The organism is Dyadobacter sp. BHUBP1, assembly GCF_050587785.1.
Taxonomy (GTDB): Bacteria; Bacteroidota; Bacteroidia; order Cytophagales; family Spirosomataceae; genus Dyadobacter.
The window spans coordinates 75,288-97,182 of sequence record NZ_JBOBIH010000009.1; the positions used below are offsets into that span (position 1 = coordinate 75,288).

15 protein-coding genes are annotated in these 21,895 nt (G+C 50.5%); 4 read left to right on the forward strand and 11 right to left on the reverse strand.

What is annotated here, in order from left to right; genetic code table 11:
* Positions 1-35: 35 nt before the first annotated feature.
* From ACQ4MZ_RS26825 to ACQ4MZ_RS26875, 11 genes are all read right to left on the reverse strand, one after another.
* Positions 36-1,517 (reverse strand): DUF1501 domain-containing protein, encoded by a 1,482-nt coding sequence (locus ACQ4MZ_RS26825; RefSeq protein ID WP_430850389.1) that lies wholly within the window; start codon positions 1,515-1,517, stop codon positions 36-38.
* Positions 1,518-1,823: 306 nt separating this feature from the next.
* Positions 1,824-4,577, reverse strand: a complete 2,754-nt coding sequence (locus ACQ4MZ_RS26830; RefSeq protein ID WP_430850391.1) for a DUF1553 domain-containing protein — start codon at positions 4,575-4,577, stop codon at positions 1,824-1,826.
* A 278-nt stretch (positions 4,578-4,855) separates the two neighbouring features.
* On the reverse strand, positions 4,856-6,424 hold the full coding sequence (locus ACQ4MZ_RS26835; RefSeq protein WP_430850393.1) for a RagB/SusD family nutrient uptake outer membrane protein: 1,569 nt from the start codon (positions 6,422-6,424) through the stop codon (positions 4,856-4,858).
* Between the two features lie 26 nt (positions 6,425-6,450).
* Positions 6,451-9,834, reverse strand: coding sequence for a TonB-dependent receptor (locus ACQ4MZ_RS26840; protein WP_430850395.1), 3,384 nt, complete (start codon positions 9,832-9,834; stop codon positions 6,451-6,453).
* A 225-nt stretch (positions 9,835-10,059) separates the two neighbouring features.
* Positions 10,060-11,172, reverse strand: coding sequence for a FecR family protein (locus ACQ4MZ_RS26845; RefSeq protein WP_430850397.1), 1,113 nt, complete (start codon positions 11,170-11,172; stop codon positions 10,060-10,062).
* 194 nt (positions 11,173-11,366) lie between these two features.
* Positions 11,367-11,942, reverse strand: coding sequence for an RNA polymerase sigma factor (locus ACQ4MZ_RS26850; protein WP_430850399.1), 576 nt, complete (start codon positions 11,940-11,942; stop codon positions 11,367-11,369).
* Positions 11,943-12,248: 306 nt separating this feature from the next.
* Complete coding sequence (locus ACQ4MZ_RS26855) at positions 12,249-15,158, reverse strand: PVC-type heme-binding CxxCH protein (protein ID WP_430850401.1); 2,910 nt, start codon at positions 15,156-15,158, stop codon at positions 12,249-12,251.
* 101 nt (positions 15,159-15,259) lie between these two features.
* The gene (locus ACQ4MZ_RS26860; protein ID WP_430850403.1) at positions 15,260-16,144 is read right to left on the reverse strand and encodes a sugar phosphate isomerase/epimerase family protein; all 885 of its coding nucleotides are present in this window, start codon (positions 16,142-16,144) and stop codon (positions 15,260-15,262) included.
* Between the two features lie 79 nt (positions 16,145-16,223).
* Positions 16,224-16,583, reverse strand: coding sequence for a YraN family protein (locus ACQ4MZ_RS26865; RefSeq protein ID WP_430850405.1), 360 nt, complete (start codon positions 16,581-16,583; stop codon positions 16,224-16,226).
* A 19-nt stretch (positions 16,584-16,602) separates the two neighbouring features.
* Positions 16,603-16,935, reverse strand: coding sequence for a type II toxin-antitoxin system RelE/ParE family toxin (locus ACQ4MZ_RS26870; protein WP_430850407.1), 333 nt, complete (start codon positions 16,933-16,935; stop codon positions 16,603-16,605).
* A complete protein-coding gene (locus tag ACQ4MZ_RS26875) occupies positions 16,901-17,131 on the reverse strand; it encodes a hypothetical protein (protein WP_430850409.1) in 231 nt (76 codons plus the stop codon). The genes ACQ4MZ_RS26870 and ACQ4MZ_RS26875 overlap by 35 nt, the downstream gene beginning before the upstream one ends.
* A gap of 181 nt (positions 17,132-17,312) precedes the next feature.
* Between ACQ4MZ_RS26875 and lipB the strand changes: the two genes are divergently transcribed.
* The 4 genes from lipB (at position 17,313) to rnr (ending at position 21,871) form a co-directional block, all read left to right on the forward strand.
* On the forward strand, positions 17,313-18,035 hold the full coding sequence (gene lipB, locus ACQ4MZ_RS26880) for a lipoyl(octanoyl) transferase LipB (protein ID WP_430850411.1): 723 nt from the start codon (positions 17,313-17,315) through the stop codon (positions 18,033-18,035).
* On the forward strand, positions 18,035-18,448 hold the full coding sequence (locus tag ACQ4MZ_RS26885) for a hypothetical protein (protein ID WP_430850413.1): 414 nt from the start codon (positions 18,035-18,037) through the stop codon (positions 18,446-18,448). The genes lipB and ACQ4MZ_RS26885 overlap by 1 nt, the downstream gene beginning before the upstream one ends.
* Before the next feature lie 290 nt (positions 18,449-18,738).
* Positions 18,739-19,473: a 3'-5' exonuclease gene (locus ACQ4MZ_RS26890; protein ID WP_430850415.1), complete on the forward strand. Its 735-nt coding sequence runs from the start codon at positions 18,739-18,741 to the stop codon at positions 19,471-19,473.
* 10 nt (positions 19,474-19,483) lie between these two features.
* Positions 19,484-21,871, forward strand: coding sequence for a ribonuclease R (gene rnr, locus ACQ4MZ_RS26895; protein WP_430850417.1), 2,388 nt, complete (start codon positions 19,484-19,486; stop codon positions 21,869-21,871).
* The last annotated feature ends 24 nt before the right edge of the window (positions 21,872-21,895 follow it).

Genomic DNA, 21,895 nt, shown 5'->3' on the forward strand with positions numbered 1-21,895 from the left:
GGTTTGGATTAAATACTGCTAAAAAATGCTGTCACTTATGCGATCACTTGTTTTACAACTTTGCCTTCGGTATCTGTCAGTCTGAAATTCCTTCCCTGGAATGGGTAAGTGAATTTCTCGTGGTCGAAGCCCATCAAATGCAGGATAGTCGCCTGTAAATCGTGGACGTGTACCCGGTCTTTCACGCCATAATAGCCCAATTCATCGGTCTCGCCATGGCTGTAACCTTGCTTCACGCCGCCACCCGCCATCCACATGGTGTAGGCTTCCAGGTGATGGTCGCGGCCCATATAAGGCATTACCACGCCATTACGGTTTTCCTGCATGGGCGTCCGGCCGAATTCCGCTCCGAAGACTACCAGCGTTTCTTCCAGTAACCCGCGCATTTTCAAGTCTTTGATCAATGCGGCAATGGGCTTATCGGAAATCTGGCATTTCGCACGCAACCCTCCCTCCACATTATCGGTCGCGTTGGTTCCATGGCCGTCCCAGCCCCAGTCAAACAGCTGTACAAACCGTACATCGTTTTCGATGAGTTTGCGGGCAAGCAGACAGTTCATACCAAAGCTTCCTTCTCCGGCTTTTACTCCATACATATCCAGAATAAATTGCGGCTCCTTGGCCACATCCATCACTTCGGGCACCGACATCTGCATCCGGAAAGCCATTTCATACTGGCTGATCCGCGTCAAAATCTCGGGGTCCTGGACTTCCTCGTAAGTCTGTCGGTTAATTTCGTTGATCGCATCGATCGTCTTTTTACGGATATTCCGGTTCATTCCATTGGGATCGGTCACGTACAGAACGGGGTCGCCGCCGGTACGGCATTGCACGCCCTGATAAACCGATGGCAGAAAACCACTTCCGTACACACTTTTACCCGCATCGGGCTGGCGACCGCCGGAAGCCAGCACGATAAAACCTGGCAGATTGCGGTTTTCGGAACCCAGGCCATACACCGCCCATGCACCTAAACTAGGACGCCCCAATCGCGGGCTGCCCGTGTGCAGGAGTAGCTGTGCAGGCGCGTGGTTGAACTGGTCGGTGTGCATCGCTTTCAGGAATGTGATCTCGTCAGCGACGGTCTGCAAATAGGGCAGGTAATCCGATAACCAGGCACCGGACTGGCCATATTGTGCAAATTTCCCCTGGGGCCCGAGCATTTTAGGCACGCCCTGGATGAATGCAAACTTCTTACCTTCCAGAAACTCGGCAGGGCAGTCCTTTCCATGATATTTGACGAGCTCGGGCTTGTAGTCAAAAAGTTCGAGCTGTGACGGTGCGCCGGCCATGTGAATGTAAATCACCCGCTTGGCTTTCGGCGCAAATTGGGGGATACCGCTCGCAGCAAGCGATTCCGAAGCACCCGCAGCGTCGCCGGCTTTCGACGAGCCGCAAGAGCCCAGCAGCGAGCCAAGGCCTAATGCTCCCAGTCCAAAGCCAGCCGATTGCAAAAAGTGGCGGCGTGTTTGACGCTGCACGTCAGCGTATTGTAGTTCTTTTAGTAGTTTTTCCATTGCAGACTTGGTTACCTTGCCCCCAGGGTTGAAAACCTGGGTTAGGAAATGTGGTTACGGGCCGATGACCCTTTCTTTGCCTTTTTTAAGCCGTCGACTAAAGTCGACGGTTATAGATAGGTTCCTTCTATTCCACGCTCGCCTGGCGAGTCGCCTTGCTTTTCTCCTTATCAATTCACCGAGGTAATCTCTCCGACCCTCAATCTATTACCGTTGACTTCAGTCAACGGAAAAGGGCCGAAGCCTAGTCCGAAGTCGGGCCTTAGTTCGAAACGAAACCCGTAACCGGATAGCGTCTACGCAGTTCTACTCCTTCGTTACTACGTTATCCAGATTCAGCAATACGTTCGCTGAAACGGTCAACGCGGCCAGCTCCGGTGACTTCTCTTTTCCATACACCAAAATACTATCCACCTCCGAGGGCCTCTGCCGGTACTCGTTGAGCGCATCTTTATATACTTTCATCAATACATTTAAACTCTTCTGCTCAATAGGTTTGAACGTGAGCAAGCGGTAACCTTCTTTGAGCTGCTGCTCGGGCGTCTTGCCGCGGGTCTTCATCTTGGATGCCAGTTTTTCAGCCGCTTCGAGATACACTGGGTCGTTCAAGGTTACCAATGCCTGCAATGGGGTATTGGTAATGATTCGTCTCGATTGGCAGAATTCACGGCTTGGCGCATCGAAGGTCGTCATCGACGGATACGGGGCCGTTCTTTTCCAATAGGTATAAACTCCCCGGCGGTATTTGTCTTCTCCTTCGCTTACTACCCAGCTCTCGCCGCTGTATGGCGACTGCCAGATTTTGTCGGGTTGAGGCGGCATTACACTCGGACCGTACATTTTATTGGAAATAAGCCCGCTGCATGCGAGTGCCTGGTCGCGCACCTGCTCGGCACTCAGGCGTACACGTGGGCCGCGCGAGAGCCACACGTTGTAAGGGTCTTTTTCTTTCCGGTGTCCGTCGGAGCGCGAATCCTGCCGGTACGTGGCCGACATGACGATCGTTTTAAGTAATTTCTTGACGCTCCATTTATAATCATCCATAAACGAGACTGCCAGCCAGTCGAGCAGCTCGGGGTGAGAAGGCTCTGCACCTTGCGAACCGAAATCCTCCACGGTTTCCACAATTCCTCTTCCAAAGAGCTGTTCCCAGAAACGGTTCACGATGACGCGCCCTGTTAATGCATTGTCGCGGCTCACGATCCATTTGGCGAGACCAAGCCGGTCGCGGGAGGCATCTTTTGGGAAAGGAGCAAGGAGTTTAGGGACATCAGGTTTCACTTCAGGACCTTTCACCATCCAATTTCCCCGAACAAACACATTGGTTTTCCGTGCAAAATCACCTTTCCCTTCCCACAGTACAGGCATACTCTCTGTCGGCCGCGTCAATGTGGTGGCGTAGTCGGAGACGATCTGCTCATAGCCCGGCTGACCGGCCCCCGGCAATGCTTTTTGAAATGCTGCCCAGCTAATACGCACCCACTCTTCGGGGGCCTTGGGGCTACTTAATGAGAGGTAAATGTCGTGTTTTCCGCTGGTCTTCGTGATCGGGGCCACGATTACCGTGTCACGGGTTGGCACTTTGATGGTCGAAAGAACAGGACCGTCGAGCTTATCCAAATGCAATGTCAGCACCGCGTTTTCTGCCTTTGTACCGATATTCATCAACACGTTGTCTGCGCTGGTTAGATTTACCTGCGGAATGCGCGCATTGCCCTTGTCTTTCACGCCATAATACGAAATCACCAGCACGGTCGATTGGTCGCCTTTCACAAAGTTGTGCGCATTGATTTTCGGCTCCACCACCTTCATGAACTGCGTTTTCGCTTCCAATTCTTTCGGGTCGTATTTCCGCACCCATTCTTTTACCCGCTCGAAACGAAGAGAATCGTCCCCCTTGTAAAACCGAAGCTTCGGCCATTCGTCCCAAACATCCTCGTCACGCGAGTTGTTGAAGAAGGCTGCGTACTTGTAATATTCGTCGTGCGGAATAGGATCGTAAGGGTGGCTGTGACACTGTATGCAGGCAAATGTAGTTCCTTGCCAAACTTCCCAGGTAGTATTCACCCGGTCAATCAATGCAGCTGTACGAAACTCTTCGTCGTCGGTTCCGCCCTCGTTGTTCGTCATCGTATTCCGGTGGAAACCAGTGGCTATCACGTTTTGCTCAATGGGAAAGCCATCTTTCTTTTCCGGCAAGAGGTCCCCCGCTAGCTGTTCGATCGTGAACCGGTCGAACGGCTTATCTTCATTGAAAGACTTGACCACATAATCGCGGTAACGCCACATCGTGCGGCCGCCGTCACTTTCGTAGCCCTTCGTATCGGCATAGCGTGCAAGGTCCATCCACATCGACGTCCACTTCTCCCCGTATGCAGGTGATTTAAGCAGTTTGTCCACCACTTTTTCGTAGGCATCGGGCGATTTGTCATTCGAGAAGTCCTGAACGTCTTTTTCTGTCGGAGGGAGCCCGGTAAGATCGAGGCTCACGCGCCGGAGTAGTGTGGCTCGATCAGCCTCTGGCGAGGCTTTCAAGCCTTCTTCTTTCAGCTTTTTGGCAACAAAATGGTCGATTTCATTCTTTGCCCACGCTTTGTCACCGCTACTAAGCAAACCAAACAGGTTGGAAAACGTATTCAGAGATGGTACATCCGGCCTTTCTATCTTCTTATAAGCCCAATGTGTTTCCCATTTCGCGCCCTCATTAATCCATTGTTTCAGGATAGCGATTTCCTTGTCGTTCAGCGGCGTGCCGTTTTTGGGCATTTTCTCGTCGGGATCGTCCGTTAAAATGCGTCGGATCATCTCGCTGGCATCCGCGTCTCCACGCACAACGGGTATCTTGCCCGATTTCCCGGGTTCCAGCATTTCGTGCTCGAATAGAAAACTTACGTCGCCCGCTTTTTTCACGCCGCCATGGCAGCCCATGCAATGCTTGTTAAGAATCGGCTTCACATCGGCATTGTAATCCACCTTCTTTTCCCATGGCAAGCCATTCCACGAAAAGTACATTACCGGCACCGCCACCACCACTAAACCGATCAAAAATCTGGTATGCATTGGTTTAATTTTAAATAATTATTCCCACAAGAATTACAAAAATACCAAGAGGCTTATCAATCCGGAAACAATTGTTTATACAAACTTTTAAAATGTTTACACAAATTGTCATATAACGATTGATATCCCTTAAAAAACTATTCAATATAATCGAAAAACCCCGTCGCGACACGACTTAATGAACAAGCAGCACATTTGAGTTATCCTGCTGATTTCATGGCCAAAAGATTGAATTTAAATAAAATTACCCACTAAATCTGGTCAGCGACGGGTATTCGTTATTGCCAAATGGCATTCTGCTTTACATTGGGATTACCCTGCAGTTCTTTTTGCGGCAGCGGCAGCACGTAATCGCGCTCCTTGGGCGCACGGTCGAGATTGTACTTCTCCGCAAAATGCCTGATTTCCTTGCCGAGATAATCTACCGCCCCCCCCAATTTGCTTTTCCGGCGCAGCTCAGGGTACATTACCTGCTCGAAAACAAATTCCTGCATCCGCTCGTGAATGATGGCATCACGTAAGGCCGATTGACTGAGACCCTTCAATGGAGCCAACCCGGCACGGGCACGTACCTTGTTAATCGAAGCGAATGCGTCGCCCTGACCGCTCTCGTTACACGCCTCCGAGTGCCCCAGCAGGATATCGGCCAAACGAATGTAAATCGTGTTTTTCTCGGTGGCCGCATTGCTTTTATCGAGCTCGACGATCTTTGCCGCCCACGCTTTTCCGAAGATCATCTGTGCCGGATCGTTGGGATTCGCATCCGATTTCACCACGCCCCCGAAGCGCGACAGGTTGTAATCAGCCTTTTCGCTCCAATGTACGATCGGATAAGCGCCGCTGATTTTACCGAAACGGCCCGTCGGGTAACTCTCGATAAACGTTCCCTCAATGCGTTTGTCCTTTGGATCATAACTTGCCCGGAACTCCTGCGTAGCGCTGATCCAGCTCCAACCCGATCCGCCCAGTTCGCTGGGGAAATCTTCCGGGTTGAAATGCATCGAATGTACATTGTATTCGTTCGGGTTGGCCGTAGCCGAAACTTGCGCTTCGAAGATCCTTTCGCCCTGATTCTCATGGGCAAGATCAAAATTGTGGGAGAAATCGGTGAACAGCGTGAGGCCACTGTTGTTAATGATATCCTCGCCGGTAGCCTTTGCTTCGGCCCATTTTTCATCCCAAAGCTGGGTTTTCATTAAAATGGATTTCGCAGCCCATTTCGTCGCGCGGCCAATATCCGCGCCGGTGTAGCTGGCAGGCAATAATTCGGCCGCCGCTTTGGTATCAGCATAAATTTGCGCGATCACCGCTGCTTTCCCTCCGCTATTGGATGGCAGTTCCGAGATATTCTGTGTCGATTTCGCCGTCAACGGCACATTATCGAAATAGCTCAACAAGCTGTAATAGTAGAATGCACGTAAAAACAGTGCTTCCCCTTTCACGCGCTTGATCAAAGCCTCATTCGACGGATCTTTCATAGCATCGGCAGTTTCGATGATCGCATTTGCCCGGTTAATCGAGCGGAAGCAGATGCCCCAGTAGGCCTCGATGTATTCGTCGGCCGGATTGACATTGCCCAGGTTGTATTGCAGCGGCCCTTTCTCCCATCCCACCTGGTAACCTATCAGACATTCAAATACATAACGATCGTAGAAGTAGCCCGAGTATTGCGAATTGAGGTCGTCGTAAACCGCATTCACGCCCAGCACCAGCTCCGCTGCCGTCTTATAAAAGGTACCGGGATTGATGAAATCGGGCTTCTCCTTCAAGTCCGAACAGCCTGCCGCAGCAAACAGTAATGCCGAAAGTCCCGTCAATCTGATTTTATATAAAAATGACTTTTTCATAACAAACTGATTTTCAATCTGAAATATTAAATACCAAGATTAACGCCCACTGTGAACATGCGCGACCGCGGGTAAGCATCGTAATCATCGCCCCGGTTGAGGTTATTCTGCCCCTGGTTGTTCACTTCGGGATCGAAACCTTTATACTTGGTGATCAGGAAGAGGTTTTGCCCGCTCACATACACGCGCGCACTGCGGATATAGGCACTCTTGACGGGGACCGTATACCCGAGCGAGAGGTTTTGCAGCCGCACGAACGAGCCGTCCTGAATGAAGAATGACGACCGGCGGAAAGAAATGAAATCACGGCGGCCATCGATTACCGGGCGGGGCGCATTCGGGTTTTCAGGTGTCCAGGAATCGGTCAGGATATTGGCGATCTGATTGATTTTCTGCACACCATCGCCCATTTCGGATTGTTGCAGGTTGCGAATCTTGTTACCATGCACGCCGCGGAAGAAAACCGCCAGATCGAAACCTTTGTATTTCAGGCTGGTATTGAAGCCCCAGGTCAGTTTCGGGTTCGGGTCGCCGATGATCTTGAAATCGTCAGTAGTGTATTTACCGTCGCCATTCACGTCTTCATATTTGGGGTAACCCGCCTTAGCTGAATAGCTTTTACCTTCTTCGTCGGATTGGAACAAACCGACATAGTTGTACCCGCTCCAAACGCCGATCGGGTTGCCGCCCTGCACCCAACTGCCAAGCACCCCAAGGTGGCCGCTGGTACTGTTGGAAAAGAATGGAGTGCTCATGCCCAGGTCAAGGATTTTGTTGCGCAGGATAGACACATTACCACTCACATCCCACGTCAATGCGTTGGAACTGATCAGCTTATAGCTCGCGGAAAATTCAAGACCCTTGTTGCTGAGTGAGCCGGAATTCAGCATAATGGTACCAAAACCGGTACTTTGCGGAATGGAAACGTCGAGCAACAAGTCGGTGGTTTTGTTTTTAAATGCGTCGATCGTCAGGCTGAGACGGTTGTTCAGCAATGTGAAATCCAGGCCGACATTGAGCATCGAAGTGCCTTCCCACTTCAAATCCGGGTTCGGGATGCGGTTAGGCCCGTAGCCTGAAACAAGCGTAGGTACACCTCCAAAAACGTAATTGTAGGACACCAATCCAGCTACCGAACGGTAAACGGGTATTTGTGAATTACCCGTCAAGCCATAGCTCGCACGGATCTTGAAATCATCAAAAACCTTCCCTAACCCTGAATTTTTGAAAAAATCTTCATTTACCACACGCCAGCCAATTGCCGCCGAAGGGAAAGTGGCCCATTTGTTGTTAGGCCCGAATTTCGACGAACCATCGCGGCGCAGCGTCACAGTAAGCAGGTAGCGGTCTTTCAAATTGTAATTGATCCGCCCTAGCATCGACATCAGCTCCCATTCCAGGCGTCCTGAATTCGGCACCAACGGCCGGCTGCCGTTTTGCATATTCACCGCGTCAATATCGTCGGACGGAAGCCCACGGGTAGCGTTGGATTCAAAATAATTGATTTCCTTTTGATAGGTATAGCCGAGTGTAACGTCGAGGTAATGTCCTTTGGCAACTTCCTTATTATAAGTTAAAATATTCTCATTCAGGATGTTATTTGAATTTCGGTTTGCTTTCTGCAACTCGCGTCCATTCTGGCGGCCGATGTAAGTATAGTTGTTGTAAAAAGTCGTACGGCGCGCATTGACGATGTCCAGCCCAAGGCTCGTGCGGAATTTCAGGCCTTCCAGAATATTCACATTCAATGCCGAAGTACCGAAAAGTCGGTTGGTAAAATCTTTATCATAACCCTCCACGGCCTCTGCCAACGGATTGGTCATGAAACGTTGGTCGTAGCTCGCGTACTGGTATCCTCCGTTCTGATCGTAAACCGCGCCGGTAGGGTCGAGGCCCAAAGCTGTGATGACGATACCACCCGGTCCGCCGCGATCGGTAGGCACATTGCTGCTGCCCGAGCGGTTGAACGACCAACTGTTGGAAAGCGTAGCCTTGCCTTTGAGGAAGTCGTTATCGAGGTTCATCCGGAAACCATAGCGGTTGAAATCCGTATTCTTGATAATCCCCTTGTTATTCAAATAATTACCTACAAATGCATAGCGCATTCCCTTGTTGCCGCCGGTGAACGAAAGTTGGTGATTGGACAACCCGCCGGTACGCGAAATCACATCCCACCAATTGGTACCCGCCCCGATCTGTCCGATTTGCGCGTCGGTGTACCGCGGGTTTCCGCCCTGGCTGCGTTCCAGCATGTTAATGTAACGTGCATAATCGGCACCGTTGAGCACTTCCACTTCGCGTGCGATGGTTTGAAACGAATAGGAACCGTCATAATCCACGCGGCTCTGGCCTTCCTTACCGCGTTTAGTAGTAATCAAAATCACACCATTCGCGCCGCGGGAACCGTAAATGGAGGTCGCCGAGGCATCTTTCAGTATTTCAATAGATTCGATTTCGTTGGGGTTAATAGTCGCCATGGCATTGGTAGGCTGCCGATTGCCGCTCGTACCCAACGCACCATTGTCGGGGTAAATAGGAAAGCCGTCGATCACGTAAAGCGGCTCGCTTCCACTGTTAATGGAGTTCGCGCCGCGCACGCGGATGGAAATGCCGCCTCCCGGCGCGCCCGACGTTTGCGTCACCTGCACGCCCGGCGCCCGCGACTGGATCGCCTGGTCCACCGACGTCACCGGCATTTCGCGGATTGCGTCGCCTTTAATGCTCGCCACAGAGCCCGTCAGATCGCTTTTCCGCACCGAGCCATAACCCACTACTACCACTTCTTCCAGTGCCTGATTATCCGGCTGCATGATTACCGACAAATCCGTTTGACCTCCCACGGTTACCTCCTGCGGCTTGTAGCCCACAAAACTGAAAACCAGCACCGCATTCTGCTCGGACACATCGAGCGCAAAAGTGCCCTCCTGGTCAGTAGTAGTTCCTTTTTGGGTCCCTTTAATGATCACGCTAACGCCCGGCAGGCCCGCATTGTTTTCGTCTACCACTTTTCCTTTGACCAGCGCGACATCTGCGGATTTTCCTGGTTCCATCGGCTCACGCGATTCCAATGGCTCAGGAACCGCGCCGGTCTCGGCCGTCAGCAAAATACGGCCTGCCGTTAGTTCATAGGTTATGTGCAGGGGGTCGAGCAGCGTGCTCAATGCGGTCGACAGCTTCTGCCGGTTGATATGTACATCAATAGTCCGCTCGGCACGGATATTCTTCTGACTGTACGCAAACTTCACGTCGGCCTGCCCTTCGATCTCACGCAGGACATTTCTCAATTCCGCATTCTGTGCATGGATCGTCACCATTCTCTCCATAATCTCCTGCGCTCGCCCCTCGCTCGCAGCGTGGGTAAGCGTCGTGAAAACCACTGCAAAAAGGATTTGAGCAAATGTTATTTTCATGATCATGCATAGTGATGCACACCATTTTAACTGTTGGGTTTTTTGCATATTTTTGAAGGTTCTATTTGTGAAAAACAGGACATCCGCCCGCTTACCGTCTGTCCAGGATCTCGTAAGCAGGCATTTCCGAAGCCGGTAGTGGTGGTACACTATCGGTTTCTTTGTTTTAAGTCGGTGGGGTAGCTTTTATAGTTTCATAGTTAAGGGTTTAGGATTTGCAAAAACTTAGTCACAGCCGCGGCCGTTGATGAGAATGCGTGTTCCTTTCACTTCGTAATCGGCGCCATTGGATTTGCAAACGAGTGCCAGTTTGTCGTACAGCTGCATGTCGGTAAGGTCGCCGGTGAAGCTGCAATGCGCGATACGGTCGTTCGCGAAAACGATCTCTATTCCGTAGGCTTCCTGTAATGCGGCTGCTATCTTTTCCAGCTTTTCGTCGTTGAAAATCATTTTTGCCTCCTCGGCAACCTGCGATGTTTTCACGGGCTCCGGTACGAGACCGGTCATGAGGTGCCGGCTTTCGGCGAAATAGGTTACCCGCTGGTTCGGCGTGAGCACTACGCCATTGTCCTGGTTATCAACGGAATTTTCTTCGCTGAATGCCTCGCGGTTTTCAAAAACCGACACTTTCCCGGTCACAACTTCCACTTCCAGCGCTTTATCCTTCGCATTGTTTTTGATTCTGAAACTGGTTCCGAGTACGCGGGTGATGATTTTGCCGCTGTACACGAGGAAGGGCTGGTCGGGATTGCGGGTGATCTCAAAAAATGCATTGCCTGTAAGCTGCACCGTGCGCTTGTCGCCGGTGAAAGTCACCGGGAACACGATTCTGGCTCCCGGTTCGAGGGTTACTGTGCTGCGATCGCTTAAAATCAATCGTTTCGGAACACCGGTCGTGTTTTCTTCGGTGATCAACCGGCTTTGGGGCGCCTGCACAAACATCTTTTCCTGCATTACACCTGGCCTGCGGGCGCCTTTACCCAGAAATGCCCAGAAGCCGACCACCAGGAGCACCGCTGCAGCTGTGGCCACGTATACCGTAGCCCTGCGCCACCATTGCTTCACAACAGCCCCCTCTTCGTGATCCGCGGCGGGCGTTCCCGCGGCGGGCGTTCCCGTGGCAGGCGTTCCCACGCCGGGCGCTCCCGCAACAGAAGTCTCCGCAGCCAGTTTACCCAGTATTCTCTCCTCCATTTCGCGCTTTTCCTCATCGCTGAGCACCGCCATCCCATCGGCATTGAGGCTTTCATACCACCGGTGAATTCTCAGCTTTTCTTCCTTCGTGCAATTCCCTTTCCGGTATTTCAGAAGCAGGGCTTGCCATTCCTTATTGTTCATTGATGTTTAAATCAGGTCTTCGGAATGATAAGCCGGGAAAATGACGCTATTCCCTAAATAAATTTAGAAAATATTTGAATTGTACAATTGAAAACGCGCTTTGCTCGAAAAGTCCTTGGAAAAAGATAATGAGGGGAGAATGGAGGGAAGGGAGCATGGCGGAAGGGAACTGGGTGCTTTCGATGCGCGGGGTGCTAGATCAATCCGGAGACGGCCAGCATCAGGATCATCACTTCCTTTAAATGCGTCCGCACTACCCGCACGGATTTGGTCAGATGGTATTCAACGGCCTTCTCGGACAACCCGTAACGGGTAGCAATGCGTGAAATGGGCCAGTATTCGAGCTTATGCAAACGGAAAATTTCGCGTGTCTTTTCCGGTAAAATGTGCAAGCATTCGTCGATTACCCGCAGCAGCTCATCCAATGCAAGCTGGTTTTCGGTGTTCAAATCCTGCATGCTTTCGAAAGTGCCGTAGTCGTCGAAGTATTCAAAAGTCCGACCTTTGGTGCGGATATAGTCGATGACCTCGTAGCGAACGGCGGAAAAAAGGTAGTAATTGAGGTTTTCTATGCGTAGGGTATCCCGCTCCCGCCAGAGCCGCAGAAAAATGTCCTGCACGATCTCTTCAGCCGCTTCCTTGTTGCGGAGCTTGCGGTATGCGACCAGGAACATATCGTACCAATAGGCTTTATAAACCGCCGTAAATGCTTCCGCATCCCCATTTTGCAATGCGAGGAGCAGGTGGCCGGCCTTGTCGTTATCCACCATTACAGCTTGTTTTTGTTAAAGATCAGGAAACAGGATTCTGGCAAAGTTATATTATTTGCTCTTATTATCCAGTAATTAAAACTTGTAATAAAACGGGAACCGGTTGATAACGCGGAGCAATTCGATTGATCATTTCTGGCATAACTCGCTTGAATTCTACTACAAGTCTTTCGGTGCTCTGCACCTTTGGTCTTCGGTATGCGCTCAGCATCGAAGGCACAGAGCGCCGAAAGACTTGTTGCACATGCGGTATTTCATGTGCCCTAGGTGCACCGCAGGATTTGTTTGAATCCCGTACGTTTGTTTTTATTTAAATTTCAACAAATACCCCGTCAAATCAGCCAAATCCTGCTCATTGAGACCCAATGCGGTAGGTTCCGGCATGAGCGACGACGGCATTTTCTCCCTTGTTTTGATCTGATCCGCCTTGATCGTGTGCTGCTCGCCGGCCGCATCTTTTAACACCACATTCGCGCCGTCGCTCATGAGGAAGCCAAAATAGGTATCGCCTTTTTTGGTCACGATGGTGTAGCTTTCATAACCAAAAACCATGCTCGCCGAGGGGTTCACAATGGCATCGAGTAATCCCGCTTTATCGAATTTTTTGTGGATGGTGGTCAAATCCGGTCCGATTTCGGCACCGGTTTTGCCGTGTTTATGGCAGGCGGCACAAGTTGTGAAGAAGATTTTTTCGCCGTGCTCCGGATCCGCATTCATTCTGGATATGAAATCCGTTTTCAAAACTTTGCCGTTTCTGGGAAAAAACTGGCTTGCGACTACGCGCACATTCTGGTCGGGGTTTTTGAAAATGATCTCGCTCACCGATTTGGCAATCGTGTCGGGCAACTGGCCCTGCACACGCATATCCACGAGAATATTCCCGCCATTCATGTCCGACGCCATTTGGCGGGCGGTTTCAATGCGCTGCAGCATCGGTTGCGTTTTATCGCCGACGGTCTTTTTCAGGTCGAGCATGCGCTTATATGCAGGCGTCATCACCTGCACGGTGGCTTCTTCCCAGTTCATCAGATCGGCCCAATCGTTGCTCTTCCGGAAGTTGATCCAGTAAGATGCCTGCGAAGCTACATCGGGCAAAGTGGATTTGGACAGTGCGATCATCGCCTCTGCCGCTTTTTTGTCTTTGATAAAACCAATGGCGGTCAGCGCCTTACGCCGCTCCGATTCCGGAACTTCGGGCGAGCCCGCACGTACTTTTAATTCCTCCACCGCGGAAATAGGGTGTAAGCGCCACGCAAGGCCCGAGCGCTGCGGGTTCCAGTTCGGCGGATCGGCTTTGAATGCCTCACGCACGTATGCGTACACCTGGGTCTCCTTCCCGTCAGCCGCGGTCCCGATCGCTTCCAGCATCCAGGGATCTTCGCCGTCGTAGTTTTTAATGAGGTTTGAAATACTGCTCATTGCCTGGTCATAAGGAACGTCCCGCAATGCTATCCCCACTTCACGTCTAACAGACGGATCAGCATCTTTCGACATTTTTTCGAAATAGGCGTTTGCTTTTCCGGTGGATTTCAATGCACGAAAAGCCGCGAGCCGGTGCATTGCATTCGGCGAGTCGAGCAGTTTGATCACTTCCGCATTACCCTGCTCGCCTAATTGCGCTAAAAGCCAAATGGCCCGTGCCTGATGGTATGGATTTTCAACCGTCAGTAACTGTTTAACCTCCGGTACCGCCACCTCGCCTTTTGCCCTTAGCCCTTCAAAACCCAATGCACGGACATTAATAGCAGGGTTTTTCAATGCATTAATTAAACCAGCAGTAGTAGTAAAATCCAATTTTGGCGTTGCGAGCTTCCTGCCTTTTGGCGTAATGCGATAAATGCGTCCGTAACCCTTTTTGTCCTTCATAGCATGACCGCCTACGACGGGATCATACCAATCGGCTACGTAAATGGCCCCGTCGGGTCCGACAGCCACGTCCGACGGCCGGAACCATTTGCGGTAATCCTGGTCGGTTTCATACCATTCATACCGCTCCGAAACTTTCGGAAAAGAGCTGATTAAATCCTGGCGCTTCAACTCAAAACCTGCACCCTGTGGCTTCGGCTGGTAGGCAAATATCACATTGCGCCCGGCCTCGCAGCTCAGCAATGTGCCGCGGTAATTTTTACCCAATTCATCTCCTTCATAAAACACAATTCCTGTGGGCGAACCTGCGCCGGAATTGTCTCCGGCCGGCATTACGCCGGGATCTTCCTGGTGCCAGTGCGTGGCGAAAATATCCTGACCGGGACGGCGATCGGCCTGCCAGTAACGAGTGCCATCCGCCGAAAAGTAGCCCGCATTTCCATTTTCTTGTAAAAAAGAGACCCGGCAGGTGATTACCTGGTCGTCGTTATCGTTCTGCCACATATTGCCGTAGCTGTCCAGGCAGACCTCGTAGCTGTTACGGAAGTTGTGACCGAGCACTTTCAGGCCGGTACCATCCGGATTTATGCGTAATGCAAGCCCACCGACCCAAATGCGGCCGTCGTCCGACTTCTGATTGCCTTCATTTTTCTTGTTGTAGGGCGTCCCTCCAACGTAGAGGCTGCCGCTTCGCAATGTCCAGCCACTTTTGTCAGTGACGTTATGCGGACCTGCATTGCCTGTATTGAAATAGTACTTCCCATCCGGCCCGACGATCAGCGAATGCAACGAATGGTCATGATCGAAACCGCCAAAACCGGTCAGGAAAACCTCCCGCTTGTCGGGTTTATCGTCGCCATTCGTGTCCGTGTACACGAGCAGGTTAGGCGCGCAGGAGACGATTGTTTTATTTCCAATGACCGCAATGCCGAGCGGCGCCGTCAGCAACGAATCTTCGACATATACTTTGAAAGACTCCGCCTTACCATCGCCGTCCTTGTCTTCCAGGATCATCACCCGGTCGCCTTTTTGCCTGTGGCTGAGGCGCTCGGCGGGTTTGGTATTAAAATCCCTGTAATTGACCGCCTCCGTGATCCATACCCTGCCTCTGGCATCAATATCCATGTTCGTGGGATTGTAGAACATCGGTGCTTCGGCCCATAATGTGGCTTCGAGGTCGTCGGGTACATACAGGCGCGAGGAATCTTCGCCAACGGACATAGGGGCAGCGGACTGCTTCGGTGGTTCCTGCCCGTTTGGAATCAGAACAATGCTGAAAGTGGAAGCGAGCAAAATGCTTCCTGCTAAAATAGTGCTGCTATTTAGCGGTAATGCGCTGCTAATGTTCATAGTGTTGAAATAAAGGGGGAAAAGGAGAAGAGGAGAAAGGAGGAAAGGGAGAAAGGGTAGCTAATTCGAAGAAGAATCCCTTTCTCCATCCTCCATCTATTCTATTTTAAAAATAACCTTTTGAGGTAATCGAGATTATGCTGGTAACAGGGGATAATTTCGGCGCCTTGCGGCGTGGCACCTTCGATCTGCATCCAACCCTCGTAACCGATGTCTTTTACCGCTTTGGCAACACGAGGCCAGTCGAGCGGACCCTCGCCGAGACGCTGGCCGTTTTCTTTCATATGGATTTCACAGATCAGGTCCTTGCCGAGCATGGGTATTTCCTTGAAAATATCATGGCCAGCGTCGGTCGAATTACGGAAATCGTAATACACTTTCACCGCCTTCGAGCCTACCGCATTGATAATATCCAAATGCTCCTGTCCGCTCAACCACGATTCGATACCCAGGGTAATGCCCTGCTTTTCGGCGTGGGGGGCTACTTTTTTCAGGCGTTCGATCACTACTTTTTTACCGGCATCGTCATTTCGTAAGTCGCCCTCCGAAAAGAACGCAAGCAAAATCACCTTCACGCCCAAAGCTTTGGCTGCACCTACGCTGTTCCATACCCACTCTTCTGTTTTCGGCTGCGATTTGTAAGGTACCCGGTTCAACTCGCCAATAGCCAGGCTCGACACCTTCACACCCGTGCGTGCAGACGCGTCGTGGATCGCCTGCAAGGTTTCCGGCGCCGAGAGGCCTTTTTCGTCCTTTCCGGTATTATAGCTCACCTGAATGCCGTGCAAACCGATCTGCTTCGCCCGTTCGAACGCTTCCGGGCTCAGCTGCCGTCCTACCGACCAGTCGCAAGCGCCGATCTGGAATTTCGGTGCCGCCGAACGGTCTGTTTGAAGTGCATTGTTCTCATCAAATGCCGCCGACGCCAACAGCAGCGCACTGCTTTTGAGCATTTCCCGCCGGTTAAGCACCAAATCATCTATCATTACAGTCAGATTTTGAAATACTTAAAGAATATCTTCAAAAATGTTTGTGATTTGGTTTCTACTTATGCTGTGGGTAACGTTACCGGCTGAATGCGTCTTCGATATGCCGGATGTCGGTCGAGCCATCGGGTAATCTGAGGATCGAAACAATGTCAAACCGGACATCATTTTCCCAATCGGTATCAAAAATGTACTGTTCGGCGGCACGCATAACGAGCTTTGCCTTGGTCGCATTCACGAATTCTTCGGGCATCCCGAATGCCGTACCGGTGCGTGTTTTTACCTCGACGAAAATCAGCATATCATCTTTTGACACGATCAGGTCGATTTCGGATTGCCAGCTGCGATAGTTTTTTGCGATGATTTTGAAGCCCTTTTCGAGCAGGAAAGATGCCGCGGTAGCTTCGCCCCAGCGGCCGAGGTCGTTGTGTTGTGCCATATTGTGTGTGTTTAGATGTTTAACTGAGATCAAGAGTAGATAGGAGCTCTTTCAACTCTATCGGAGACAAAGATTCGCGTTCGCTTTTATCGAAGATTGTAAGTAAATAAATGGTGGTCTTTGAAACATGGACGTAATAGATCACACGCGCGCCTCCTGACTTCCCCTTCCCTTTGGAGGCGATAGAAAGCCTTTTCTTGTAACAACTCTGCCCTAATGAAATTCCATTTCCAGGATTCTGGGCGAGGAGCAATACCAGATCCCTGAATTCACCGGACAATGAAGGGTATTTCTTTAGACGCTTTTTAAGTCTGGAATCAAACTCCGGCGTCGTTTTTACAAAGTATCTCATTTAGCAACTCTTCTGCGTCCCGGGCTTCGAGTTTGCCTTCTTTGATCAGTTGCAATTCCTCCAATGCAGTTCTCGTGCTGTCTATCACTTCAAACTGAAATGGCGTAAAAGGCTTTACTTTGACATACGGAAGCCGTCTGAGCAAGCCTAAAACAAACTGCGCTTTTTCGTCTTTAATATCTAGTAAAACCTTCATAACCACAGAATTTAGTTGCACTAACAAATTTAACGAACATTTAGCTAATAAATTAGCGTTGTGAAACCGGGACATGTGTGTACAATATGTTTCATAAACCGGATGCTGCCGGCCTGAACATTTAGACGTCACATCTATAAATTGGTAACGCCCTCGTCCCAGAAATTTTTTGAGCATTGAAATGAATACCCTGATCAATAAAAAAGTAGCATTCCGGAATCTCGGCCTGATCGACTACCAGGAGGCCTGGGACTACCAGGAAAAGATTTTTGCCGAGACGCTGGCGATCAAGACCCAAAATCGCTCGCTCGGTGCGGAAAACCAGCAACTGACACCGAATTTCCTGCTTTTCTGCCAACACCCACATGTATATACGTTGGGCAAAAGCGGTAAGGCTGACCATTTGCTGCTGGCAGAAGATGATTTGGCTGCCAAACAAGCGAAATACTACAAAATCAACCGGGGCGGAGATATTACCTACCACGGGCCGGGACAAATCGTGGGCTATCCAATCCTAGACCTCGATAATTTCTTTACGGACATACATGTGTACATGCGTACGCTCGAAGAGGCGATTATTCTCACATTAGCAGAATACGGTATCCAAGCGGGACGCATTGCTGGACTAACGGGTGTTTGGATTGATTTTGAGGAACAGAAAAACCCAAGGAAGATCTGCGCATTAGGTGTGAAGGCCAGCCGTTGGGTGACGATGCACGGTTTTGCGCTGAATGTCAACACGGATTTATCGTATTTCGGGAATATCGTGCCGTGCGGGATCGATGATAAGGCAGTTACGTCGCTGGCGGCGGAGTTGGAAAGGGAGATAGATTTGGAAGAAGTTTCAGTAAAATTAAGAAACCATCTGGCACATTTGTTCAGCATGGAGTTGCAAATAGCATAATGAAGAAGGATATTATTTTTCACCCTGTGAAGGGTATACAAGTCGCGATTGTGCGGAGTACCAACGAGTTGAATGCCGAAGAATGGAACGTGATTGTGATTAACCGCAACGACGAGCCGGTAACGAGCGTCTTCGTGACTTCCAAGGGTTACAGTAACAGTGAATCGGGGACGAATACCGATCAACGGACGTCCACATTAAGGCATTTTTTCCCTGAAATAGCGCCCGGCGGGCACGTGGTAGTCGAGCCCATCATGCCCGATGTCTTTCATTTGAATAATGAATTTTGGGTGAGCTATTTTATTGGCAAGCAGATATTTGATAAGAAGTTTATCTTCGTACCGGACAGCATCATCGAGGAAAACATGATGACGATCGATCCGCTTGGGCTAGAAGGGGTTTTGCACGAGTGATCGGTGCGCGGTATGGCGGCATTGGTTGATGTTCATTGATGGTCAGGTATTGTCATTGGTAGTCATGTATTGTCAATTGTTGTCATTGGTTGCCGATCCAGGTTAGTTTGATAAGTTAGCTGGACTACTGGGTAATAAGTGTGCTGGTTTGGTGTATAGCACCTTGCCATTCTCGGCGTTTTCTATAATATTGAAAATCAATATAGAACTACTTCCTCTCCTGCATATCAAACTACAAATGACTATACCTGACAACACCTGACCACTCCGACAACCAAACGCCACGCACTATGACAGAAGATTTCAAACGCCGCGCTAAAAATTTCCTGCTCCTCGACATTGAAACCGTTTGCTCGCACGCCAGCTACGAAGAGCTCCCCGAGCGGATGCAGAAACTTTGGGACAAAAAGGCCCTGACGCTCAAAAAAGGCGACGAAACCATCAGCAATGCTGATTGCTTTTACGACCGCGGCGCGATTTATGCCGAGTTCGGGAAAATCATTTGCATTGCCTTCGGCGCTTACTATTGGAACGAAAAAGATCAGATTGCGTTTAAGGTGAGTAGCTTCGCCGGAAACGACGAAGTTCAGTTGCTGCTGCAATTCAAGGCGCTGATTGAAAAATATCCCGCCGACCAGCTGATTCTCTGCGCCCACAACGGCAAAGAATTCGACTTCCCGTTCATTTGCCGACGGATGCTGATCCACCGCATCGAAATCCCCAAAGCATTACAGATTACGGGTAAAAAACCCTGGGAACTTCTCCACCAGGACACGATGGATCTGTGGAAATTCGGTGACTACAAAAGCTACACCTCCCTCGATTTGCTCGCCGCCGTTTTTGACATTCCCGGAAGCAAAAACGAAATGAGCGGCGACCAGGTAACAAAGGTTTACTACGAAGAAAATGATCTGGCTAAAATTTCGCGATATTGCAGAGAGGACGTAGTAGTGCTGGCACAATTGTATCTTCGGCTACATTGCTTTGATCAAATACCCGAGGGAAATATCCTGCGGGTTGAATAATATTTAATACATGAGAGATAAAAAGAGTAAAAAGAAACTGCAACCCGAAAGAAGAGAGGCCACAACGCCTCACCATATTGTTTCTTACATAGATAATTTGAAGGCCGATATTGCCGCATTCTTCGATCTGAATGCCGAGCACGCATTCCGACCCTTCGATGTGCACGACCATTTCGGGGTGCACGACAAAAAAGTGCGGCTCCTGTTCAATGAAATCCTGCACGAGCTGGAACAGGATGGCCGATTGATGTACCATAAAAACGGCACCTATACGGCAGTTCCGCTCAAAACGAAACCTGCCGGGCTGACCGGCCGGGTGGATCGCGTCAACAAGGGCTTCGCATTCGTCATAATCGACGGCCGCGACGACGATATTTATGTGGATGTGGAATTGCTGAATGGTGCCTGGGACGGTGACATCGTGCAGATACAGCCGCTTTCGAGGAATACGCGTAATTCCCGTTCACGCAATGACTCCGGTCGGAACCGGACTGAGGGACGTGTTACCGAAATCGTGGAACGTTCGAATGCGGAGATAGTAGGTATTATTGAGATTAACCCACGTTTCGCAGTTGTTCAGCCTGATAACAAGAAGCTTTTCGACCCTATATTCCTTGAACCGGACGAAGTAGGTGAGGCACATCACGGCGACAAAGTGATCGTCAGAGTTACCGAATGGCCTACGCGCAGGAGCCAGGCAGAGGGTGAAATCGTATCCGTGCTTGGCAAAGCAGGCGACAATGACGTGGAAATGCACGCGATCCTGGCCGAGTTTGGGCTGCCCTACCACTTCCCTGAAATCGTGGAAGCCGAGGCCAAAAAAATTCCCGATAAGATTGCCAAAAAGGATATTGCCAAACGACGTGACATCCGCGATGTGCTGACGTTCACGATCGACCCTGTCGACGCCAAGGACTTTGACGACGCATTGTCGGTAAGATACCTGGATGAAGATGTAGTAGAAGTGGGCGTGCATATTGCCGACGTTTCGCATTACGTTCTGCCTGGTACCGAGCTTGAAAAAGAGGCATTTCGTCGCGCCACCTCCGTTTATCTGGTAGACAGAACCGTGCCGATGCTGCCCGAAAAATTGTCCAACAACCTTTGCTCGCTGCGCCCAAATGAGGACAGGCTGGCATTTTCTGCGATTTTTGAGATTAATTCAAAAGGTAAGCTGCTAAAAGAATGGTTTGGAAGAACGGTCATCCATTCCGACCGCCGTTTTACCTATGAAGAAGCCCAGGCCGTGCTCGACACCGGCGAAGGTGATTTTCCGAAAGAACTGGATACGCTCAACAAATTGGCGAAAATTTTCCGGAAAGAACGCTTCAAAAAAGGAGCTATCAATTTCGAAACACCGGAAGTACGCTTCCGGCTTGATCCGGAAGGCCGTCCCTTGGGCATTTATACGAAAGAACGCCATGATTCGAACAAACTGATTGAGGAATTCATGCTGCTCGCCAACAAGCGCGTGGCGGAATATGTCTACTCGCTTTCCAAAGGCGAGGATAAAAACACGATGGTGTACCGAATCCACGAGGCACCAGATCCAGATCGTTTACAGACCTTCGCCAATTTTGTGGCCAAACTGGGTCTGAAACTGGAAGTAGAAGAAGAGGGTAAAATTGCCAAGTCGATGAATGCGATGCTGGCAAAAGTGGAAGGGAAGCCCGAGCAAAACCTGATCGAATCCCTGGCTGTGCGTACGATGGCCAAAGCGCGGTACAGCACCGAGGATATCGGCCACTTTGGACTGGCGTTCAGGCGATATTCACACTTCACGTCACCCATTCGTCGCTATCCTGACGTGATTGCGCACAGATTGCTACAACATTACCTGGATGGCGGCGGCAATGTGGATAAGGAAGCATATGAAATAGCGTCGAAGCATTCATCAGAGCGCGAGCGACTGGCTTCCGAGGCGGAACGGGCTTCGATCAAGTACAAGCAAGTCGAGTTCATGAGCATGATGGATCCCGAGAAGGAATTCGACGGTATCATCACGGGCGTAACCGAGTTCGGCATTTTCGTGGAAATCACCGAAACTGCTTCCGAAGGCCTCATTCGCATGACCGACCTGGGCGACGATTATTACGAACTCGATAAGGATAACTACCGCATTATCGGCCAGCATACCAAAAAGATTTATGCATTTGGCGATGCTGTGAAAGTGAAAGTGAAGGAGACTAACCTCGCGCGCAGGAGTATGGATTTGTACCTTGCAGGAACCAAGCCGGGGCGTCGGAGCGAATTCAGCCGCCCGAGTTACGATCGGGATGGCGATCGCCGGCCGCGGGAGAGGAAGCCGAGGGAGCCGCGAGGTTCAGGGCGCGTAAAGCGGGGCAGTAGCGGTACTGAAGGTGGAAGCTCAGCTAAGGTAAAGCGGCGGAGGCGGTAGGTGTTACCTTTTCGACTTTTTTAC

Excerpts from the sequence above, each read along its gene's own strand:
- ACQ4MZ_RS26840 (WP_430850395.1), bottom strand. The coding sequence starts at position 9,834 with ATGAAAATAACATTTGCTCAAATCCTTTTTGCAGTGGTTTTCACGACG.
- ACQ4MZ_RS26860 (WP_430850403.1), bottom strand. The coding sequence starts at position 16,144 with ATGATAGATGATTTGGTGCTTAACCGGCGGGAAATGCTCAAAAGCAGT.
- ACQ4MZ_RS26890 (WP_430850415.1), top strand. The coding sequence starts at position 18,739 with ATGACAGAAGATTTCAAACGCCGCGCTAAAAATTTCCTGCTCCTCGAC.
- ACQ4MZ_RS26870 (WP_430850407.1), bottom strand. The coding sequence starts at position 16,935 with ATGAGATACTTTGTAAAAACGACGCCGGAGTTTGATTCCAGACTTAAA.
- rnr (WP_430850417.1), top strand. The coding sequence starts at position 19,484 with ATGAGAGATAAAAAGAGTAAAAAGAAACTGCAACCCGAAAGAAGAGAG.
- ACQ4MZ_RS26830 (WP_430850391.1), bottom strand. The coding sequence starts at position 4,577 with ATGCATACCAGATTTTTGATCGGTTTAGTGGTGGTGGCGGTGCCGGTA.
- ACQ4MZ_RS26825 (WP_430850389.1), bottom strand. The coding sequence starts at position 1,517 with ATGGAAAAACTACTAAAAGAACTACAATACGCTGACGTGCAGCGTCAA.
- ACQ4MZ_RS26865 (WP_430850405.1), bottom strand. The coding sequence starts at position 16,583 with ATGGCACAACACAACGACCTCGGCCGCTGGGGCGAAGCTACCGCGGCA.
- ACQ4MZ_RS26875 (WP_430850409.1), bottom strand. The coding sequence starts at position 17,131 with ATGAAGGTTTTACTAGATATTAAAGACGAAAAAGCGCAGTTTGTTTTA.
- ACQ4MZ_RS26835 (WP_430850393.1), bottom strand. The coding sequence starts at position 6,424 with ATGAAAAAGTCATTTTTATATAAAATCAGATTGACGGGACTTTCGGCA.
- ACQ4MZ_RS26855 (WP_430850401.1), bottom strand. The coding sequence starts at position 15,158 with ATGAACATTAGCAGCGCATTACCGCTAAATAGCAGCACTATTTTAGCA.
- ACQ4MZ_RS26845 (WP_430850397.1), bottom strand. The coding sequence starts at position 11,172 with ATGAACAATAAGGAATGGCAAGCCCTGCTTCTGAAATACCGGAAAGGG.
- ACQ4MZ_RS26885 (WP_430850413.1), top strand. The coding sequence starts at position 18,035 with ATGAAGAAGGATATTATTTTTCACCCTGTGAAGGGTATACAAGTCGCG.
- ACQ4MZ_RS26850 (WP_430850399.1), bottom strand. The coding sequence starts at position 11,942 with ATGGTGGATAACGACAAGGCCGGCCACCTGCTCCTCGCATTGCAAAAT.
- lipB (WP_430850411.1), top strand. The coding sequence starts at position 17,313 with ATGAATACCCTGATCAATAAAAAAGTAGCATTCCGGAATCTCGGCCTG.